Here is a 15200-nt window from a genome sequence, read left to right as displayed (position 1 = left end):
CGACCGGGGACGAGGAGTTCGCCATGAACCGCTGGTACGAGGGCCCGCTGGCCGCATTCGACACGGAGACCACCGGGGTGGACGTGGAGCAGGACCGGATCGTGTCCGCCGCGCTCATCGTGCAGGAGTGCGCGGGCGGCCGGGTGCGCACGACCCGCTGGCTGGTCAACCCCGGCGTTCCGGTGCCCCCGGGCGCGACGGAAGTGCACGGCCTCACCGACGAGCACCTCCAGCGCCACGGGCGCTGGCCGGCGCCGGTGGTGGAGGAGATAGCCCGGGCGCTCGGGGAGCAGCAGGTCGCGGGCCGGCCGGTGGTGGTGATGAATGCGCCGTTCGACCTGACGCTGCTGGACCGGGAGTTGCGCCGGCACCGGGCGTCGTCGCTGTCGCGGTACCTGGACAACCGGCCGTTGACGGTGCTGGACCCGCGGGTGCTGGACAAGCACCTGGACCGCTACCGCAAGGGCCGGCGGACGCTGACGGACCTGTGCGCGCACTACGGGATCGAGTTGGAGGGCGCGCACGACGCGGCGGCGGATGCGATGGCCTCGCTGGAGCTGGTCCGGGCGGTGGGCCGCCGGTTCGCGTCGCGGCTGGACCGGTTGACGCCGGCCGAGCTGCACACGCTCCAGGCGGTGTGGCACGCGGCGCAGGCGCGCGGCCTGCAGGCATGGTTCGCGCGGCAGGGGACGCCGGAGGCGGTGGACCCGCACTGGCCGCTGCGGCCGGACCTGTCGGCGGCCGCGTGAGGGGGCGGCGGGCAGCCGGCCCGGTGGTGTGTCGCAGACGGTCCGGACATGCGGAAGGCCGGTCCGTCATCGACGGACCGGCCTCTCCCGGTGGGCGATACTGGGATCGAACCAGTGACCCCTTCGGTGTGAACGAAGTGCTCTCCCGCTGAGCTAATCGCCCGGGAACGCACTGAACAATACAGAAGCCTCGGGGCTGGTTCAAACCGCTGCTCCGGCCCGGGTCCGCCCTGGGGGTACTCAGGTCGCATGTGAGTACCCCCGCCCATGTCCTGACCGGGTGACGGGCGCCACACTCCGGTTATGAACTCGTCTCTGCCGCCGGCCGAAGAGCTGGCGCTCATCGACCGCGAGCTGGCCCAACTCGATGCCCGGCGCCTGTTCTTGCTGGCCCGCCGGGAGTGGCTGCTGGGCCTGCTGCGGCAGTCCGCCGCGGTGCCCGCGGGCTGGGGGCCGGCCGTGTCCGGCCCGCCGGTCCCGCCCGCCTGGTCCGCCGGGCCGCGCAAGGAGGCCTCGGCCCCGAGCGCGCAGAACGTGCTGCTCACCTTGGGCGCGGTGCTGCTGGCCGTGGCCGCGTTGGCGTTCACGCTGGTCAGCTGGGGCTCCATGGGCATCGCGGGGCGTTCGGCGGTGCTGGCCGTGGTGACGGCGGCGGCGCTGGCCGCGCCCGGGGTGCTGCTGCGCCGCGGGCTGCGGTCGACGGCGGAGTCCGTGGCCGCCGTGGGGCTGCTGCTGACGGTGCTGGACGCGTACGCGCTGTACGCGGTGGGCATGCCGGGCGCCGACGGCACCGGGTACGCGGCCGGCGCGGCCGCCGTCCTGGCGGCGGTGTGGGCCGGCTACGGGTCGGCGCTGCGCACGCTGCGGATCCCGCTGCCGGCGGCGGTGGCCGCGGCGCAGTTGCCGCTCCCGCTGGCGGCGGTCGCCGCGGACGCGGGTGCGACGGGCCTCGGCTGGGCGCTGCTGGTGACGGCGGCGCTGGACGCGGCGCTGGCCCTCCGGGTGCGGGCGGCCGCGCTGCCGGCGGCGGTGCTGGGCTCGGCGGCGCTGCTGCTCGGGGCGGCGCAGTCGTGGTCGGCGGCCTCGGCGGCGCAGGCCGCGGCTCCGGCGGCGCTGCTGCTGGCGGGTGCCGCACTGGGGACGGCGGCGGCCTGGCGGGAGCCGCGGGTGTGGGGGGCCGCGCTGGTGGGGGCGGTGGCGGCGGTGGTGGCCGTGGCCGGTGTGGCACGGCCGGAGCTGGCACCGGGCTGGGCGCTGGTGGCGCACCTGCTGGTGGGTCTGCCGCTGCTGGCGGCGGTACGGGTGCCCGCCCTGCCGGAGTCGGTGCGGCGCGGGGCGGCCTGGGCCGGGGCGGTGGTGGGCGCCTTCGGCGCGCTGGCGGCGGGCGCGGTGGTGGTGCCGGTACTGGTGGCCCGGCTCCGCGTGCTGGAGGAGGTGTGGGCGGTGACGACCCCGCCGGCGGCTGTGCACGGTCCGGGCGCGGCGGCCGCGGTCGCGCTGCTGCTGACGGCGGCGGCCGCCCGGTGGCTGTCGCCGGTGCCGGCGCGGCCGGAGTCCGCGGTGGCGGCGGTGCTGCCGGCCTGGGCGGGCCTGTTCGCGGCGCCGGTGCTGCTGGGGCTGCCGGTGGCGGCGGTGTTCGCGGTGCAGCTCGCGGTGACGGGCGCGGCGGGGGTCCTCGCCCTGCGCTCCCCCGTGCGTGCGGCCGGGATCGCGGCGGCCGCGTGCGCGCTGGCTGGCGCCGCGAACGTGTCCCTGGGCGCGCTGGACGGCCGCGCGGCGACCTTCGCGGTCTGGGGGCTGCTGGGCGCGGGCTGTGCGGCGGGAGCGGCGTACGGGCCTGCCGCGCGGTGGGTCCGGTCGGCTGCGGCGGTGTGCGCGGTCGGGTACGCGACGGGTCTGCTGGTGGCGGCGTCCGCGGTGGCGGACCTGGCGGTGGCCTGGTGGGCGCTGCCGGTCCTCGCGGTGCCGGCGGCGGTGGCGGCGCCGGGTCCGCGGTGGGGAGCCGTACGGCTGCCGGTCGAGGTCGCGGCGGGGGCGTCGGGTGTGCTCGCGCTGGCCCTGTCGGCGGGGCGGCCGGGGACGCTGGCGCTGGTCCTGGCGCTGGCCGGGGTGGTGTGCGCGGGGGCCGCGGTGCGGCCGGAGCGGCGGGTGCTGGGCTGGGCGGCGGCTGCGCTGTTCGTGGCGGCAACGTGGGTGCGGCTGGTGGAGGCGGGGGTGACGGCGCCGGAGGCATACACGCTGCCGGTGACGGTGCCCGCCCTGGCGGTGGGCTTCCTGCGGCGGCGCCGGGACGCCGGGGCCTCGTCGTGGACGGCGTACGGGCCGGGGCTGGGGGCGACGCTGCTGCCGAGCCTCCTGGCGGCGTGGGGGGATGCCGGCTGGCTGCGTCCGCTGCTGCTGGGGGCGGCCGCGCTGGCGGTGACCCTGGCGGGCGCGCGCTGGCGGCTGCAGGCCCCGCTGCTGCTGGGCGGTGCGGTGCTCGCAGCGGTGGCGGTGCACGAGCTGGCGCCGTACGTGGTGCAGGTGGCGGGGGCGCTGCCGCGCTGGGTGCCGCCGGCCCTGGCGGGTGTGCTGCTGCTGGCGGCGGGCGCGACGTACGAGCGGCGGCTGCGCGACGCCCGCCGGCTGCGGGCCGCGATCGGGCGCCTGGGCTAGGGCGTGTCTTTTGGATCGGGCCGGATCAGGGAGCGGGGCTCGGCATGATCCGAAAGACACGCCCCAGGCGGCCGGGGGGTGGAACGCCCGAGGCCCGGAGACGGTGAAGTCTCCGGGCCTCGGGTCCGGGTGGGCGATACTGGGTTCGAACCAGTGACCCCTTCGGTGTGAACGAAGTGCTCTCCCACTGAGCTAATCGCCCGGACGCACCGCAAACATTACCCCATGTCAGCGGTGCTCCTCGACCGTCACTGGCCCTTGAGGTCCCACGGCAGGACGAGCCCGTACTTCCAGAGGTAGAAGCCGATCAGGGCGCCCGCGATGACGAGGCCCGTGGTGGTCAGGATGATGTTGCGGCGGCGCACCTTGGGGTCGAGGGCCTTCTGGGCGGCCTCGGTGACCTTGCGCTTGGTCCAGCGCAGCACGAGGTGGGCCCAGGCGAACTCGGTGGCCCAGATCGCCAGGCCCGCGAAGATCGCGACCCAGCCGGGGCCGGGCAGGACGAGCATGGCGACGCCGGCCGCGATCACCGCGAGTCCCACGACGAAGACGCCGACCTGCCAGCTGAGGTGCAGGGTCCGGCGGGCCTTGATGAAGGCGGGCGCCTTCGAGACGTGCAGCGTTTCCTCGGCGGTCTCCTCCGCGGCTCCTTCGGCACGCTGTCCGGTGGGTCCCGTGGTGGTGTCGCCGGTAGCGGACTCGTTCGTTCCGCGGTCACTCCCCGTATGCATAGGTCGAATCTACCTGAGTGCACAGCACACGGGAACGACCGTTTGGATCCGCCGTCCGAGGGACCCAGAGGTCCGCAAAACGGTCAGAGGGGTTTACAACGACACCGTAGGTGGCATGTCGATTTCGCCGACGTGCGAATCCCCGAGCGCACACTGAGCGAAAGGCCCTGGCGCTTATGAACACCACGGTCAGCTGCGAGCTGCACCTGCGCCTCGTTGTGTCGAGCGAGTCCTCACTGCCTGTTCCCGCGGGCCTGCGGTATGACACGGCCGACCCCTACGCCGTGCACGCCACCTTCCACACCGGCGCCGAGGAAACGGTCGAATGGGTGTTCGCCCGCGACCTCCTCGCGGAGGGCCTGCACCGGCCCACCGGTACCGGCGACGTCCGCGTCTGGCCCTCCCGCAGTCACGGTCAGGGCGTCGTCTGCATCGCCCTGAGCTCACCGGAGGGAGAAGCGCTTCTCGAAGCACCCGCCCGAGCCCTGGAGTCGTTCCTCAAGCGGACGGACGCCGCGGTTCCACCCGGGACCGAGCACCGGCACTTCGACCTCGACAAGGAGCTCTCCCACATCCTGGCCGAAAGCTGAGCCAGGCCCCCAGCCGCTCGACACCGTCCGACTCGGGGCGACGGTGCGGAGCGGACAACCACATACGCCTGCGCCCGGCGCTGTTCCCGCGGAAGCCACCCGCGAGGACGGCGCCAGTGTGCTGCGCGGGGACCGGCTAGAGTCTGGCGGCATCGGCGGCGCGCCCGTCGCCGCAGGCCCGGCCCCCGAGGGAGACACCGTGCAGATCCCACACGACACCCGTCGCGCGCTCGACGTCGTCGTCGCGCTGGTGAACACCGCGGCCGAGCCGGACCAGCCCGACGGGCTCTCGGACGTCGGCGCGCTGCGCGGCTTCGTCCAGGAGTACTCGATCAGCGACGTCGGCGAGCTCGGGGCCCGCGACCTGGCCGGCGTACGCACCGTGCGCTCGAAGTTCGCCCAGGTCTTCGCTGCGCCGACGGCCCGCGCCGCATCAGTGCTGATCAACGAGCTGGTGGCCACCGCGGGCACCACCCCGCAGCTGACCGACCACGACGGCTACGACTGGCACGTGCACTACTTCGCGCCGGGCGCGTCGGTGGGCGACCACCTTGCGGCCGACGGCGGCATGGCACTGGCCTTCATCGTGGTCTCCGGGGAGCAGGAGCGGCTGCGCCGCTGCGAGGCCCCCGACTGCCGGCGCGCCTTCGTGGACCTCTCGCGGAACCGCTCCCGGCGCTACTGCGACAGCCGGACCTGCGGGAACCGGCTGCACGTGGCGGCGTACCGGGCCCGCCGCAAGGAGGCCGACGCGGGTCCGTCAGAGCAGGAAGAGATCGTGCACGGCGGCGAGCAGCAGCAGGATCCCGATCACCGCTAGGAAGATCATCAGGGGTGGCTGGGAAAGCGCGAACAGACAGCCCCGCGGCTCGTCGGCAACGGGGTCGGGTACCGCCACGGGCACCGCGTGGTCACTCTGCGATGTCTCGAACATGTCGGGGCGATGATGGCGCAGCGGGCCGCCCCGCACCCCTCAACACGCCAACACTCGCGCGGTAGTTCGCTCGATCTCGTGGACGTACCGCCCTCTGCGCCCCGGGCCGGCCCGCGCCGTGCTTCCCGCCGGGAGCCGCGGTCAGATGCCGTGTTTCTTGAGGATGGCCTCGATGTCGGAGAAGTCGTCCGCGGGGGCCGCGGCCGGGGTGGCGCCCAGGGAGGGCTTGGAAGCGGCCGGGGCGACCGTCTCCGGCGACGGGCGGGCCTTCGTCCGCTTCGCGGGCTTCTCGGCGTCGCCCAGCCTGCGCCGTTCGACGGCGCGGGTGGTGACGAGGATCAGCCAGGCCAGGGCCAGCAGCCCGAAGCCCATCCAGACGGCCGGGTTGAAGACGATGCCGGCCAGCCACTCGACGACACCCGTCAGGACGAGGCCGATCGGCACGAGCGCGTACGCGGTGATGCGCGCGGCGGCCAGGAACCGCCTCCGGTAGGCGGTCAGCGCGGCGATGCCCAGGCCCGCCGCGGACACCGCGGAGCAAATGGTCTCGGCCAGCATGCGGTCCTCCGGACTCTCGGCGGCGGGGCGGTCCGTCGTCCCCGTCCGTCCATCGTGCACCGCCCGCCGCCGTAGGGGCCAGGCGCTGGGCCGCCCGTGGACGGATCTCCGGGGGATCTCGGGGTCGCGGCTCCTCCCCAGGTGCCGGTCGGCGGGGCGGGCGGGGACTGGGAGACTGGTCGCATGACCGATTCCGTGATCCTCGACGTCTGGTGCGAACTGCAGTGCCCGGACTGCCACCGCGCCCTGGACGACGTCCGCGCCCTGCGGGCCCGCTACGGCGACCGGCTGGACATCCGGCTGCGCCACTTCCCGCTGGAGAAGCACAAGCACGCGTTCGCCGCCGCACAGGCGGCCGAGGAGGCCGCCGAGCAGGGGCAGGGGTGGCCCTACGCCGAGGCGCTGCTGGCCCGGACCGCGGAACTCACCGAGCGGGGCGAGCCCGTGCTGCTGGACGTCGCCCGCGAGCTGGGTCTCGATGTCGAGGAGTTCGACACCGCGCTGATCGACGGACGGCACATCCTGATCGTCGACGCCGACCAGGCCGAGGGCAAGGCGATCGGCGTGACCGGTACGCCGACGTACGTGATCGACGGCGAGCGGCTCGACGGCGGCAAGAGCCAGGAAGGCCTGCGCGCCCGCATCGAGGAGATCGTCGACCGCCTGACCGCGGCCTGACGCTCCCTCCCCGTCCGGTCACGACCTAGATCAACTGTTTGGCGGCGTTCACGGCGGTGTCGCGGTAGCCGAGCGACTCGTAGAGCCGCCGGGCCGGGGTGTTGCCCTCCACCACGTGCAGGCCCAGCCGGCTCCCGCCGGCGGCCAGCACGGTCCGCTCGGCGAGGAGCATGAGGGCCCGGCCGTGGCCCTGCCCCCGGTGCTCGGGCGCGACCTTGACGTCGTACACGTACGGGACGGAGCCGAGGCCCGGCAGCTCGCACTGCCCGATCCACACGGTGCCCAGCCGCTCCCCCGCCGGTGTCTCCAGGAGCAGGAAGTCGGTCCCGGGGGTGTCCGGCCCCTGGGGCAGCATCCTGGCGTGCTCCGCGCGGGAGGCGGCCACGCCCTGTTCCGGGGTCATGCCGGGGGCGACGAGCCGGGCGCCGTACTCCACGATGCCCGGCTCAAGCCAGGCGTCGAACTCGTCCCGGGTCATCGGCCGACCGGCGCTGCCCGCGGAGAGGTCCGGCGGCTCCTGCGGCAGTTCCTTGACCATGATCCGGCCGGTCTCCCGGTAGCCGAGGGCCGCGGCCATCCGCAGTGCCGGCTCGGCGTCGGCGGGAACCGACACCGCGACGCCGGTGCAGCGCCAGGAGCGCAGCACCTCCTCGGCGGCGAGCGCCGCGACCGTGCCGCGACCGCGCCGGCGGTCGCCCTCGTCGATCCACAGGTCCCGGATCACGCCGACGGCCGGCTGGGCGGCCGACCGGGTGGCCAGTTCGAGTGTGCCGACACGACGGCTGTTGACGCGGACCTCGTAGGTCTGCCGCCGGGTGCCGTCGCTGTTTCGCTGGAGCGGCTGCGCGGGCCGCAGGGTGGTGGTCATCACCTGCCGTTCTACCGGTCCCGCGGCTCCGCGTCACCGGTGTTCACCGACCGGCCTGCACGGACCGCCCGTCAGGGACCGCTTTTCGGGGACTGCTCTTCGGAGACGGGCACTCGGGGAGAGGCGCTCACGGGTCGAGGTCCGCGCCGGCCTTCGCCTCGAAGATCCGCATGACCTCGGCCGTGACCGGTCCGGGCCCGGTGCCGGTCCCGAGCGTGCGGCCGTCGAGGCGGACGACCGCCTGGGCGTCGCGCAGCGAGGAGGTCACGAAGACCTCGTCCGCCTGCTCGAGCACCTCGAAGGGCAGGTCGGTCTCCTTGGCGCCGGTCCATTCGACGATGAGGGCCCGGGTGATCCCGGCGAGGCAGCCGGATTCCAGCGGCGGGGTGTGCAGTTCCCCGCCGAGCACGACGAACACGTTGGAGCCGGTGCCCTCGCAGAGCCGGCCGACGGTGTTGGCGAGGAGCGCCTCGGAGGCCCCGGCCCGGTGCGCGGCGGCGAGCGCCACCACGTTCTCCGCGTACGAGGTCGTCTTCAGGCCGGCCACGGCGGAGCGCTCGTTGCGGACGTACGGCACCGTGACGACGGTGGTGGTGTCGGGACGGCGCGGGGAGGCGGCGACGGCGGCGATCAGGGTGGGCGCGGCGTCGCCCCGGTCGGAGCCGAGCGGGGCGACCCCGCCGGTGTAGGTGAGGCGCAGCCGGCCGTGTTCGACCGGCTCGGCCTCCAGGACGGCGGCGCAGGCGCGGCGCACCTCGTCGAGGTCGGGGTCGGGGAGGCCGAGGCCCCGGGCCGAGCGGGTGAGCCGGTCCAGGTGGCGGGTGAGCGCGAAGGGCCGGCCGCGGACGGCCTTGAGCGTCTCGAAGACGCCGTCGCCCACGGTGAGGCCGTGGTCCAGGACGGAAACTCTCGCGCTGTCGGCGCCCCGCAGGGCTCCGTCGAGCCAAATTCTCATGGTGCTGTCCTTCCGGTGGTGCCGTTCGCCCCGTGGGCCGCGCCGGTCCCCCGGCCCGCCGCGACGCGGAGCAGGCGGGCGGCCTTGAGTTCGGTCTCCGCCCACTCGCGGTCGGGGTCGGAACCCCAGGTGATGCCGGCGCCGGTGCCGAAGAGGAGGCGGGGGCCGCCGGGGGCCTCCCGGTCGATCCAGAAGGTGCGGATGCCGACGGCGAGCTCGCCGGCGCCGCGGTCGGCGTCGACCCAGCCGATGCCTCCGCAGTAGGGGCCGCGCGGTGCGGTTTCCAGGGCCTCGATGATCCGCAGTGCGGAGGACTTGGGCGCGCCGGTGACGGATCCCGGCGGGAAGGTCGCGGCGAGGAGTTCGGGCCAGCCGGCCCCGTCGGACAGCTCGCCGCTGACGGTGGAGACCAGGTGGACGAGCCCCGGGTGCTCCTCGACGGCGCACAGCTCGGGCACGGACACGGAGCCCGTGGCGCAGACCCGGCCGAGGTCGTTGCGTACGAGGTCCACGATCATCACGTTCTCGGCGTGGTCCTTGGGCAGGAGGTCGTCGGCGGTGCGGCCGGTGCCCTTGATGGGGCCCGACTCGACGCGGCGGCCGTCGCGGCGCAGGTACAGCTCGGGCGATGCGGTGGCGATCTCCACGCCGTGCGCCGCGAGCCGAATCGTTCCTGCAAAGGGGGCGGGGTTGCCGCGGGCGAGGTGCGCGGTGAGGGCGTCGACGTCGGCGCGGTCCGGGTCCGGCAGCGGCGCGGACATCACCCGGCAGAGGTTGGCCTGGTAGACCTCGCCGGCCGCGATGTGTTCGCGGATGCGGCGCACGCCCGCTACGTACGCGGCGCGGTCGAGCGAGGAGGTCCACCGGTCGGCGTCCGGGCCGGTCCAGGCACCGGGCACGGGCTCGGGGACGGGGGCGGGTCGCACGTCCCCGAAACGCGCGCAGACGAGGCGCCCTTCGAAGTCGGCGGCCACCGCCCAGAAGCCGGTGGAGTCGAGGGCGGCGGGGTCACTGGTGACATCCCGCAGGTCGGTCGCGAGGAGGCCGCCGAAGCGGGCCATGGGGGGCAGGTCGTGCACGGCTGCGAGTCTATGACCGGCGACGCGACGGCGCCGGTGCGGTGACGGCCGGGTGACCTGTGGTGATCGAGCGGCAGCACGCTGCGGAAACGCGTTTTTGAGCTGGCCCGGGAATCCGCTAGAGTTCAACACGTCGCCAGGGAGCGAAGGGGAAGACCCCGGAGCGAACAAGGCGACCTGCGGACGTAGCTCAGTTGGTAGAGCACCACCTTGCCAAGGTGGATGTCGCGAGTTCGAGTCTCGTCGTCCGCTCGAAGTGGGGGATCTTCCCGAGAACCCCTGCAGCTCCATGGTGGAGTGGCCGAGAGGCGAGGCAACGGCCTGCAAAGCCGTCTACACGGGTTCAAATCCCGTCTCCACCTCCAAGGACGATTAGCTCAGCGGGAGAGCGCTTCCCTGACACGGAAGAGGTCACTGGTTCAATCCCAGTATCGTCCACTGATCCGCAAGGATCCCCGCGCGATTAGCTCAGCGGGAGAGCGCTTCCCTGACACGGAAGAGGTCACTGGTTCAATCCCAGTATCGCGCACGCAGTACACGCCTCACCTGCGGTTTCGCACCGCGGTCCCGCGCGATTAGCTCAGCGGGAGAGCGCTTCCCTGACACGGAAGAGGTCACTGGTTCAATCCCAGTATCGCGCACTGTCCGAGAGCCCCGGCCGTTTCGACGGCCGGGGCTCTCGCGTTCCACCACACGGGTGTCGGCCGGTGTGCGGGCGTCGAAAAGGGTGCTGCCCGTACGACTCCCCAGCCGTACGGGCAGCACCCTTCACCTGCCGTCCGCCGCGCCCCCGTCCCCACGGGGTACGACAGGCCGATGTCCCGGCCCGAGCCGCTCTCCCGGGCCCGGGGCGCCGCTCAGCGCCCCGGCATCATGCCCACGGACGACGCCTGCGCCGCCAGCTGATCGAAGCCTCCGAAGAGGAAGAGCAGCAGGGCGGCCAGGGGGAGCACCATGGCCGCGGCCACCAGGGGGTGGCGGGTGCCGGACTCATGGCTGTTGAACGCGAATGCCTTGCGTCCCTGCCGTGCGATGCCCGCCATGGTGCTCTCCCTGTCGTCTGGCAGCGGCGGGCTCTTGACCTCGGGGGACGAGTGCATCACCCGCCGCTCGACCTCAACACTAGGCGGGCGGGCGGCTGCCGGCCTCATGCCGTCGTACCCATTGCCGGGCCTCCAGGAGGATGACGGCGCCCGTGCCGCGTACTCCCCTGGGTGGACACCGTCCGCCCCGTGTAGGGGTCTTCCCCGAGGGGATGACCGGAGGGTAGTGACTTCCCTCACTTCCGTCACTCCCTGCTCATGCGTGTCCGCCGACGGGTCATCCGCACGATGAGCCCGGGGCGCGGCGGCTCCGGCGCGCGCGCCGGAGCACGCCGACCTGTGGCAGGGCGCCAATCCCCTTGCCCGAAGGGCTGTTTGAGCCCGTCGGCGGCCGCGGCGCACGAGGTACGGCGTATACCTGAGGCTCCCTCAAGTGTGCTTCGCCGCACTGACGATCGAATCCTCCGACGAGGGCGCGGCCTCTGAGCACGCATGCCGGATGGTCCGTAAGCTGTGCCACGTCAACAGGACGACGTCAGCGGGGTGGACATGGCGATGATGCGGCTCCGGCGCGAGGACCCGCGTGTCGTCGGCTCGTTCAGACTGCACCGGCGGCTCGGGGCCGGCGGCATGGGCGTGGTCTACCTGGGGTCGGACCGGCGCGGTCAGCGCGTCGCCCTGAAGGTCATCCGGCCGGACCTCGCCGAGGACCAGGAGTTCCGCTCGCGGTTCGCCCGCGAGGTGTCCGCGGCCCGGCGGATCCGCGGCGGGTGCACGGCACGCCTGGTCGCCGCCGACCTGGAGGCCGAGCGGCCGTGGTTCGCCACCCAGTACGTGCCCGGCCCCTCCCTGCACGACAAGGTGGCCGAGGAGGGCCCGCTCACGGCCGCACAGATCGCCGCCGTGGGCGCCGCGCTCTCCGAGGGGCTGGTGGCCGTCCACGAGGCCGGGGTCGTCCACCGGGACCTCAAGCCCTCGAACATCCTGCTGTCCCCCAAGGGCCCGCGGATCATCGACTTCGGCATCGCCTGGGCGACCGGGGCCAGCACCCTCACCCACGTGGGGACCGCAGTCGGTTCGCCCGGCTTCCTGGCGCCCGAGCAGGTGCGGGGCGCGGCCGTCACGCCGGCCACCGACGTCTTCGCGCTCGGCGCCACCCTCGCCTACGCCGCCACCGCCGACTCCCCCTTCGGCCACGGCAGTTCCGAGGTCATGCTGTACCGCGTGGTGCACGAGGAACCGCACCTGCAGGGCGTACCGGACGCCTTGGCGCCCCTGGTACGGGCCTGCCTGGCCAAGGACCCCGAGGAACGGCCCAGCACGCTCCAGCTGTCGATGCGGCTGAAGGAGATCGCGGCCCGTGAGGCGCAGGGGCTGTCGGACGGCCGCCCGCCGGCGCAGCGGGCGCGCACCGAGCGGCCGGCGGGACGGCTGCCCGAGGGGGCTGCTGACCCTGCGGAGCAGCGTTCGGAGCGTCGTACGGGCGGCGGCGGCCCCCGGTCGGCGCAGGGCGGCACGCCGGGGGGCCCGCACTCGCGGCCGTCCTCCCCGCGCCACCCGCGCAGTCCCGGCGGGCCGTCCTCCCGGCCGACCGCGGGACGCACGGGCGGCCGCCAGGCACCCCGCACGACCGGTGCCGGACGGCGCCCCTCACGGCCCGACCCGAAGCTGATGCGCCAGCGCCTGATCGTGTTCATCGTGGTCACGCTGGTCGTGGCGCTGGGCATCGCGGCCGCCCAGAAGCTGTAGGCCGCGTCCGCGGGGTGCCTCCGGTCGGGCGGGGGCCGGCAGGCATGCCGTCCGGGCGGACGGCGCGGCTCGGCGACCCCCTCGGCGGACGCGCCCCGGGTCGTCCTCCGCCGCCGGCCCGGCCGGCGGCGGGTGCCCTCCTGCCGGCGGGCAGGATCCGGAGCGGACGGCCTAGGGGTGGCTGCGGGCCACCGCGTAGAAGGCGACCGCGGCGGCCGCGCCCACGTTCAGCGAGTCCACGCCGTGGGCCATGGGGATGCGCACCCATTCGTCGGCAGCCACCAGCGCCTGCGTGGACAGTCCGTCGCCCTCGGCGCCGAGCATCAGCGCGACCCGCTCCAGGTACTGCGCAGCGGCCACCTCGATCGGCGTCGCCTTCTCGTGCGGGGTCAGCGCCAGCAGCCTGAAGCCGGCCTCGCGCACCCGGTCCAGGCTCTTGGGCCAGGCGTCCAGGCGGGCGTAGGGCACGGAGAACACCGCGCCCATGGAGACCTTCACCGAGCGCCGGTAGAGCGGGTCGGCGCAGTCGGGCGACAGCAGCACCGCGTCCATGCCGAGGGCGGCGGCGCTGCGGAAGATGGCCCCGATGTTGGTGTGGTCGTTGACCGCTTCCATGACGACCACGCGGCGGGTCGTGGCCAGGAGTTCCTCGGCCGTCGGCAGCGGTGTGCGCTGCATGGAGGCGAGGGCACCGCGGTGCACGTGGTAGCCGGTGACGCGCTCGGCGAGGTCGGGGCTGACGGCGTAGACGGGTGCCGGGATCTCGTCGATGACGTCGCGCATGACGTCGACCCACTTGGCGGAGAGCAGCATCGAGCGCATCTCGTACCCGGCGTCCTTGGCCCGTCTGATGACCTTCTCGCCCTCGGCGATGAAGAGGCCTTCGGCGGGCTCGCGCCTGCGCCGGAGTTCGACGTCGGTCAGGCCCGTGTAGTCGCGCAGGCGGGGGTCGTCGGGGTCGGTGATGGTGATGAGATCAGCCACAGGGTGATACTGCCTTGTCCTGGGTGCGGTGCCAACGGCCTGTCAGGCGCTGGCGGTGGGAACGTCCGGGGCCCCGACGCGGACGACCTCGCCGATGACGATGACCGCGGGCGGCCGGACCTCCTCGGCGCGGACCGTCTCGCCGACGGTGGCGAGAGTGGCGTCGACGCGGCGCTGGGCGGCGGTGGTGCCCTCCTGGACGACGGCGACCGGGGTGTCGGCGGAGCGGCCGTGGCGGATCAGCGCCTCGGCGATCAGGCCGATCTTGTCGACGCCCATGAGGACCACGAGGGTGCCGGTGAGCTTGGCGAGGGAGGCCCAGTCCACCAGGGACCGCGGGTCGTCGGGGCCGACGTGGCCGCTGACCACGGTGAACTCGTGGGCCACGCCCCGGTGGGTGACCGGGATGCCGACGGCCGCGGGGACCGAGATGGAACTGGAGATGCCCGGCACCACGGTGCAGGCGATCCCCGCCTCGGCGAGGGCCTGCAGCTCTTCCATGCCCCGCCCGAAGACGTACGGGTCCCCGCCCTTGAGCCTGACCACGGCCTTGCCGGCCTTGGCGTGCTCGACCAGCGCGTTGTTGATGGCCTCCTGGGCCATGAACCGGCCGTACGGGATCTTCGCGGCGTCGATGACCTCGACGTGCGGCGGGAGTTCGTCGAGCAGGTCGCGCGGGCCGAGCCGGTCGGCGATGACCACGTCGGCCTCGGCGAGGAGGCGGCGGCCGCGCACGGTGATCAGGTCCGGGTCGCCGGGGCCGCCGCCGACGAGGGCGACGCCCGGGGTGGACCTGTGGCGGTGGCCGGGGGCGGCGAGGCTGCCGTCGCGCAGGCCCTCGACGACGGCGTCCCGCACGGCGGCGGAGCGGCGCGGGTCGTTGCCGGTCAGTACGGCGACGGTGACGCCCTCGATGCGGCCGGTGGCGGGGGTCCAGGCGGTGGCGGCGGAGGCGTCGTCGGCGCGCACGCACCAGACGCGCTCGCGCTCGGCCTCGGCCGAGGCCTGCTCGTTCACGTCGCGGTGCTGGGTGGCGATGAGGGCGTACCAGGCTCCGGCGAGGTCGCCGTCCTGGTAGCGGCGGCGCTCCCAGCGGATCTCGCCGGTCTCGGCCATGGCGTCCACGGAGGGGGTGGCGGAGGGCGAGACGAGCAGGACGTCGGCGCCGGCCGCGACGAGCGCGGGGAGGCGACGCTGGGCGACCTGGCCACCGCCGATGACGACGACGCGGCGGCCGGCGAGGCGGAGTCCTACGGGGTAGGCGGGAATGTCGGCCATGCTGGTGCGGCTCCTGATGCGGCAGTCGTTCTGTCGTGCCGCTGCGGCTCTGGAGCGGCGGGAATGCTGACGTGCGGTGATGCGGTGCGGGTCCACCATACGGCGCGGGCCGTCCCGCGGTACGGACGGGGGCGGCGGTGGCCCCTGCCGGAACCCGCACTTCTACGCCGCCGGGCCGGGTCCGCGCGACCGGGACCGCCGACGGGGCTCGGACGTACCCGGTAAGGCGCGGAGGGTGCCGGCGGCACCGGGGCCGATGGGCCCGTGCGCCGCGCCGCCTGCGGAGACGGCGGGCAGGGTGCGCACAGCGGTGCCGCCCGCAGCACCCTGTCCCGCGAGCCGGGCCCGG

At 74.4% G+C, this 15200-nt stretch carries 14 protein-coding genes and 7 tRNA genes; 11 read left to right on the top strand and 10 right to left on the bottom strand.

The annotated features are described in order from the left end of the window. Nucleotides 1-23 precede the first annotated feature (23 nt). Nucleotides 24-749, top strand: a complete 726-nt coding sequence (locus IF89_RS0121755) for a 3'-5' exonuclease (RefSeq protein WP_030770599.1) — start codon at nt 24-26, stop codon at nt 747-749. Nucleotides 750-840: 91 nt separating this feature from the next. On the opposite strand, the gene IF89_RS0121750 is transcribed toward IF89_RS0121755, so the two are convergent. Further along, nucleotides 841-912: transfer RNA gene (locus IF89_RS0121750), tRNA-Val, on the bottom strand. Between the two features lie 140 nt (nt 913-1052). On the opposite strand from IF89_RS0121750, the gene IF89_RS0121745 reads away from it, so the two are divergent. Then, nucleotides 1053-3404, top strand: a complete 2352-nt coding sequence (locus IF89_RS0121745) for an SCO7613 C-terminal domain-containing membrane protein (RefSeq protein ID WP_030770596.1) — start codon at nt 1053-1055, stop codon at nt 3402-3404. Between the two features lie 130 nt (nt 3405-3534). Here IF89_RS0121745 and IF89_RS0121740 read toward each other — a convergent pair. Both IF89_RS0121740 and IF89_RS0121735 read right to left on the bottom strand, forming a co-directional pair. Next, nucleotides 3535-3606: transfer RNA gene (locus IF89_RS0121740), tRNA-Val, on the bottom strand. A 46-nt stretch (nt 3607-3652) separates the two neighbouring features. Beyond that, the gene (locus IF89_RS0121735; protein ID WP_030770592.1) at nt 3653-4135 is read right to left on the bottom strand and encodes a TIGR02611 family protein; all 483 of its coding nucleotides are present in this window, start codon (nt 4133-4135) and stop codon (nt 3653-3655) included. A 176-nt stretch (nt 4136-4311) separates the two neighbouring features. On the opposite strand from IF89_RS0121735, the gene IF89_RS0121730 reads away from it, so the two are divergent. After that, complete coding sequence (locus IF89_RS0121730) at nt 4312-4725, top strand: SsgA family sporulation/cell division regulator (protein ID WP_030011909.1); 414 nt, start codon at nt 4312-4314, stop codon at nt 4723-4725. A 199-nt stretch (nt 4726-4924) separates the two neighbouring features. Beyond that, nucleotides 4925-5545: a CGNR zinc finger domain-containing protein gene (locus tag IF89_RS0121725; RefSeq protein ID WP_030770589.1), complete on the top strand. Its 621-nt coding sequence runs from the start codon at nt 4925-4927 to the stop codon at nt 5543-5545. A gap of 255 nt (nt 5546-5800) precedes the next feature. On the opposite strand, the gene IF89_RS0121720 is transcribed toward IF89_RS0121725, so the two are convergent. Continuing rightward, on the bottom strand, nt 5801-6217 hold the full coding sequence (locus tag IF89_RS0121720; RefSeq protein ID WP_030770586.1) for a hypothetical protein: 417 nt from the start codon (nt 6215-6217) through the stop codon (nt 5801-5803). A gap of 183 nt (nt 6218-6400) precedes the next feature. On the opposite strand from IF89_RS0121720, the gene IF89_RS0121715 reads away from it, so the two are divergent. After that, nucleotides 6401-6895 carry a DsbA family protein gene (locus tag IF89_RS0121715; RefSeq protein ID WP_030770583.1) on the top strand — a complete coding sequence of 165 codons (495 nt, stop codon included), beginning with the start codon at nt 6401-6403 and terminating at the stop codon, nt 6893-6895. Between the two features lie 25 nt (nt 6896-6920). Here the strand turns inward: IF89_RS0121715 and IF89_RS0121710 are convergent, their stop codons facing one another. The 3 genes from IF89_RS0121710 to IF89_RS0121700 all read right to left on the bottom strand — a co-directional run bounded on the left by IF89_RS0121710 (nt 6921) and on the right by IF89_RS0121700 (nt 9797). After that, nucleotides 6921-7763 carry a GNAT family N-acetyltransferase gene (locus IF89_RS0121710; protein WP_030770581.1) on the bottom strand — a complete coding sequence of 281 codons (843 nt, stop codon included), beginning with the start codon at nt 7761-7763 and terminating at the stop codon, nt 6921-6923. Nucleotides 7764-7890: 127 nt separating this feature from the next. Next, on the bottom strand, nt 7891-8718 hold the full coding sequence (locus IF89_RS0121705) for an aminotransferase class IV (RefSeq protein WP_030770576.1): 828 nt from the start codon (nt 8716-8718) through the stop codon (nt 7891-7893). Beyond that, on the bottom strand, nt 8715-9797 hold the full coding sequence (locus IF89_RS0121700) for a chorismate-binding protein (RefSeq protein ID WP_030770573.1): 1083 nt from the start codon (nt 9795-9797) through the stop codon (nt 8715-8717). Before IF89_RS0121700 ends, IF89_RS0121705 begins: the two co-directional genes overlap by 4 nt. Nucleotides 9798-9976: 179 nt before the next feature. Here IF89_RS0121700 and IF89_RS0121695 point away from each other — a divergent pair. The 5 genes from IF89_RS0121695 (at nt 9977) to IF89_RS0121675 (ending at nt 10438) form a co-directional block, all read left to right on the top strand. Then, nucleotides 9977-10049, top strand: a tRNA-Gly gene (locus tag IF89_RS0121695). Between the two features lie 39 nt (nt 10050-10088). Then, nucleotides 10089-10162, top strand: a tRNA-Cys gene (locus tag IF89_RS0121690). A 1-nt stretch (nt 10163) separates the two neighbouring features. After that, nucleotides 10164-10235: transfer RNA gene (locus tag IF89_RS0121685), tRNA-Val, on the top strand. 19 nt (nt 10236-10254) lie between these two features. After that, a tRNA-Val gene (locus IF89_RS0121680) sits at nt 10255-10326 on the top strand. 40 nt (nt 10327-10366) lie between these two features. Then, nucleotides 10367-10438: transfer RNA gene (locus IF89_RS0121675), tRNA-Val, on the top strand. A 216-nt stretch (nt 10439-10654) separates the two neighbouring features. On the opposite strand, the gene IF89_RS0121670 is transcribed toward IF89_RS0121675, so the two are convergent. Further along, entirely contained in the window at nt 10655-10840 is a 186-nt protein-coding gene (locus IF89_RS0121670; RefSeq protein ID WP_030032802.1) for a hypothetical protein, read from the bottom strand. A 543-nt stretch (nt 10841-11383) separates the two neighbouring features. On the opposite strand from IF89_RS0121670, the gene IF89_RS38155 reads away from it, so the two are divergent. Continuing rightward, complete coding sequence (locus IF89_RS38155) at nt 11384-12589, top strand: serine/threonine-protein kinase (RefSeq protein ID WP_199820539.1); 1206 nt, start codon at nt 11384-11386, stop codon at nt 12587-12589. Nucleotides 12590-12760: 171 nt separating this feature from the next. Here IF89_RS38155 and IF89_RS0121660 read toward each other — a convergent pair whose 3' ends face one another. Further along, the gene (locus IF89_RS0121660; protein WP_030770571.1) at nt 12761-13573 is read right to left on the bottom strand and encodes a TrmH family RNA methyltransferase; all 813 of its coding nucleotides are present in this window, start codon (nt 13571-13573) and stop codon (nt 12761-12763) included. A gap of 42 nt (nt 13574-13615) precedes the next feature. Then, on the bottom strand, nt 13616-14851 hold the full coding sequence (gene cobA / locus IF89_RS0121655) for a uroporphyrinogen-III C-methyltransferase (protein WP_030770569.1): 1236 nt from the start codon (nt 14849-14851) through the stop codon (nt 13616-13618). Nucleotides 14852-15200: the final 349 nt, after the last annotated feature.

The sequence above is a fragment of the Streptomyces sp. NRRL F-2664 genome (genome assembly GCF_000719345.1).
Lineage (GTDB): Bacteria > Actinomycetota > Actinomycetes > Streptomycetales > Streptomycetaceae > Streptomyces.
This window is presented reverse-complemented; position numbering and strand designations above follow the sequence as displayed.

What these genes read in the sequence shown, in the direction of transcription:
- IF89_RS0121710 (WP_030770581.1), bottom strand. Translation starts at nt 7,763, where the DNA reads ATGACCACCACCCTGCGGCCCGCGCAGCCGCTCCAGCGAAACAGCGAC.
- cobA (WP_030770569.1), bottom strand. Translation starts at nt 14,851, where the DNA reads ATGGCCGACATTCCCGCCTACCCCGTAGGACTCCGCCTCGCCGGCCGC.
- IF89_RS0121720 (WP_030770586.1), bottom strand. Translation starts at nt 6,217, where the DNA reads ATGCTGGCCGAGACCATTTGCTCCGCGGTGTCCGCGGCGGGCCTGGGC.
- IF89_RS0121735 (WP_030770592.1), bottom strand. Translation starts at nt 4,135, where the DNA reads ATGCATACGGGGAGTGACCGCGGAACGAACGAGTCCGCTACCGGCGAC.
- IF89_RS0121730 (WP_030011909.1), top strand. Translation starts at nt 4,312, where the DNA reads ATGAACACCACGGTCAGCTGCGAGCTGCACCTGCGCCTCGTTGTGTCG.
- IF89_RS0121705 (WP_030770576.1), bottom strand. Translation starts at nt 8,718, where the DNA reads ATGAGAATTTGGCTCGACGGAGCCCTGCGGGGCGCCGACAGCGCGAGA.
- IF89_RS0121670 (WP_030032802.1), bottom strand. Translation starts at nt 10,840, where the DNA reads ATGGCGGGCATCGCACGGCAGGGACGCAAGGCATTCGCGTTCAACAGC.
- IF89_RS0121755 (WP_030770599.1), top strand. Translation starts at nt 24, where the DNA reads ATGAACCGCTGGTACGAGGGCCCGCTGGCCGCATTCGACACGGAGACC.
- IF89_RS0121715 (WP_030770583.1), top strand. Translation starts at nt 6,401, where the DNA reads ATGACCGATTCCGTGATCCTCGACGTCTGGTGCGAACTGCAGTGCCCG.
- IF89_RS0121745 (WP_030770596.1), top strand. Translation starts at nt 1,053, where the DNA reads ATGAACTCGTCTCTGCCGCCGGCCGAAGAGCTGGCGCTCATCGACCGC.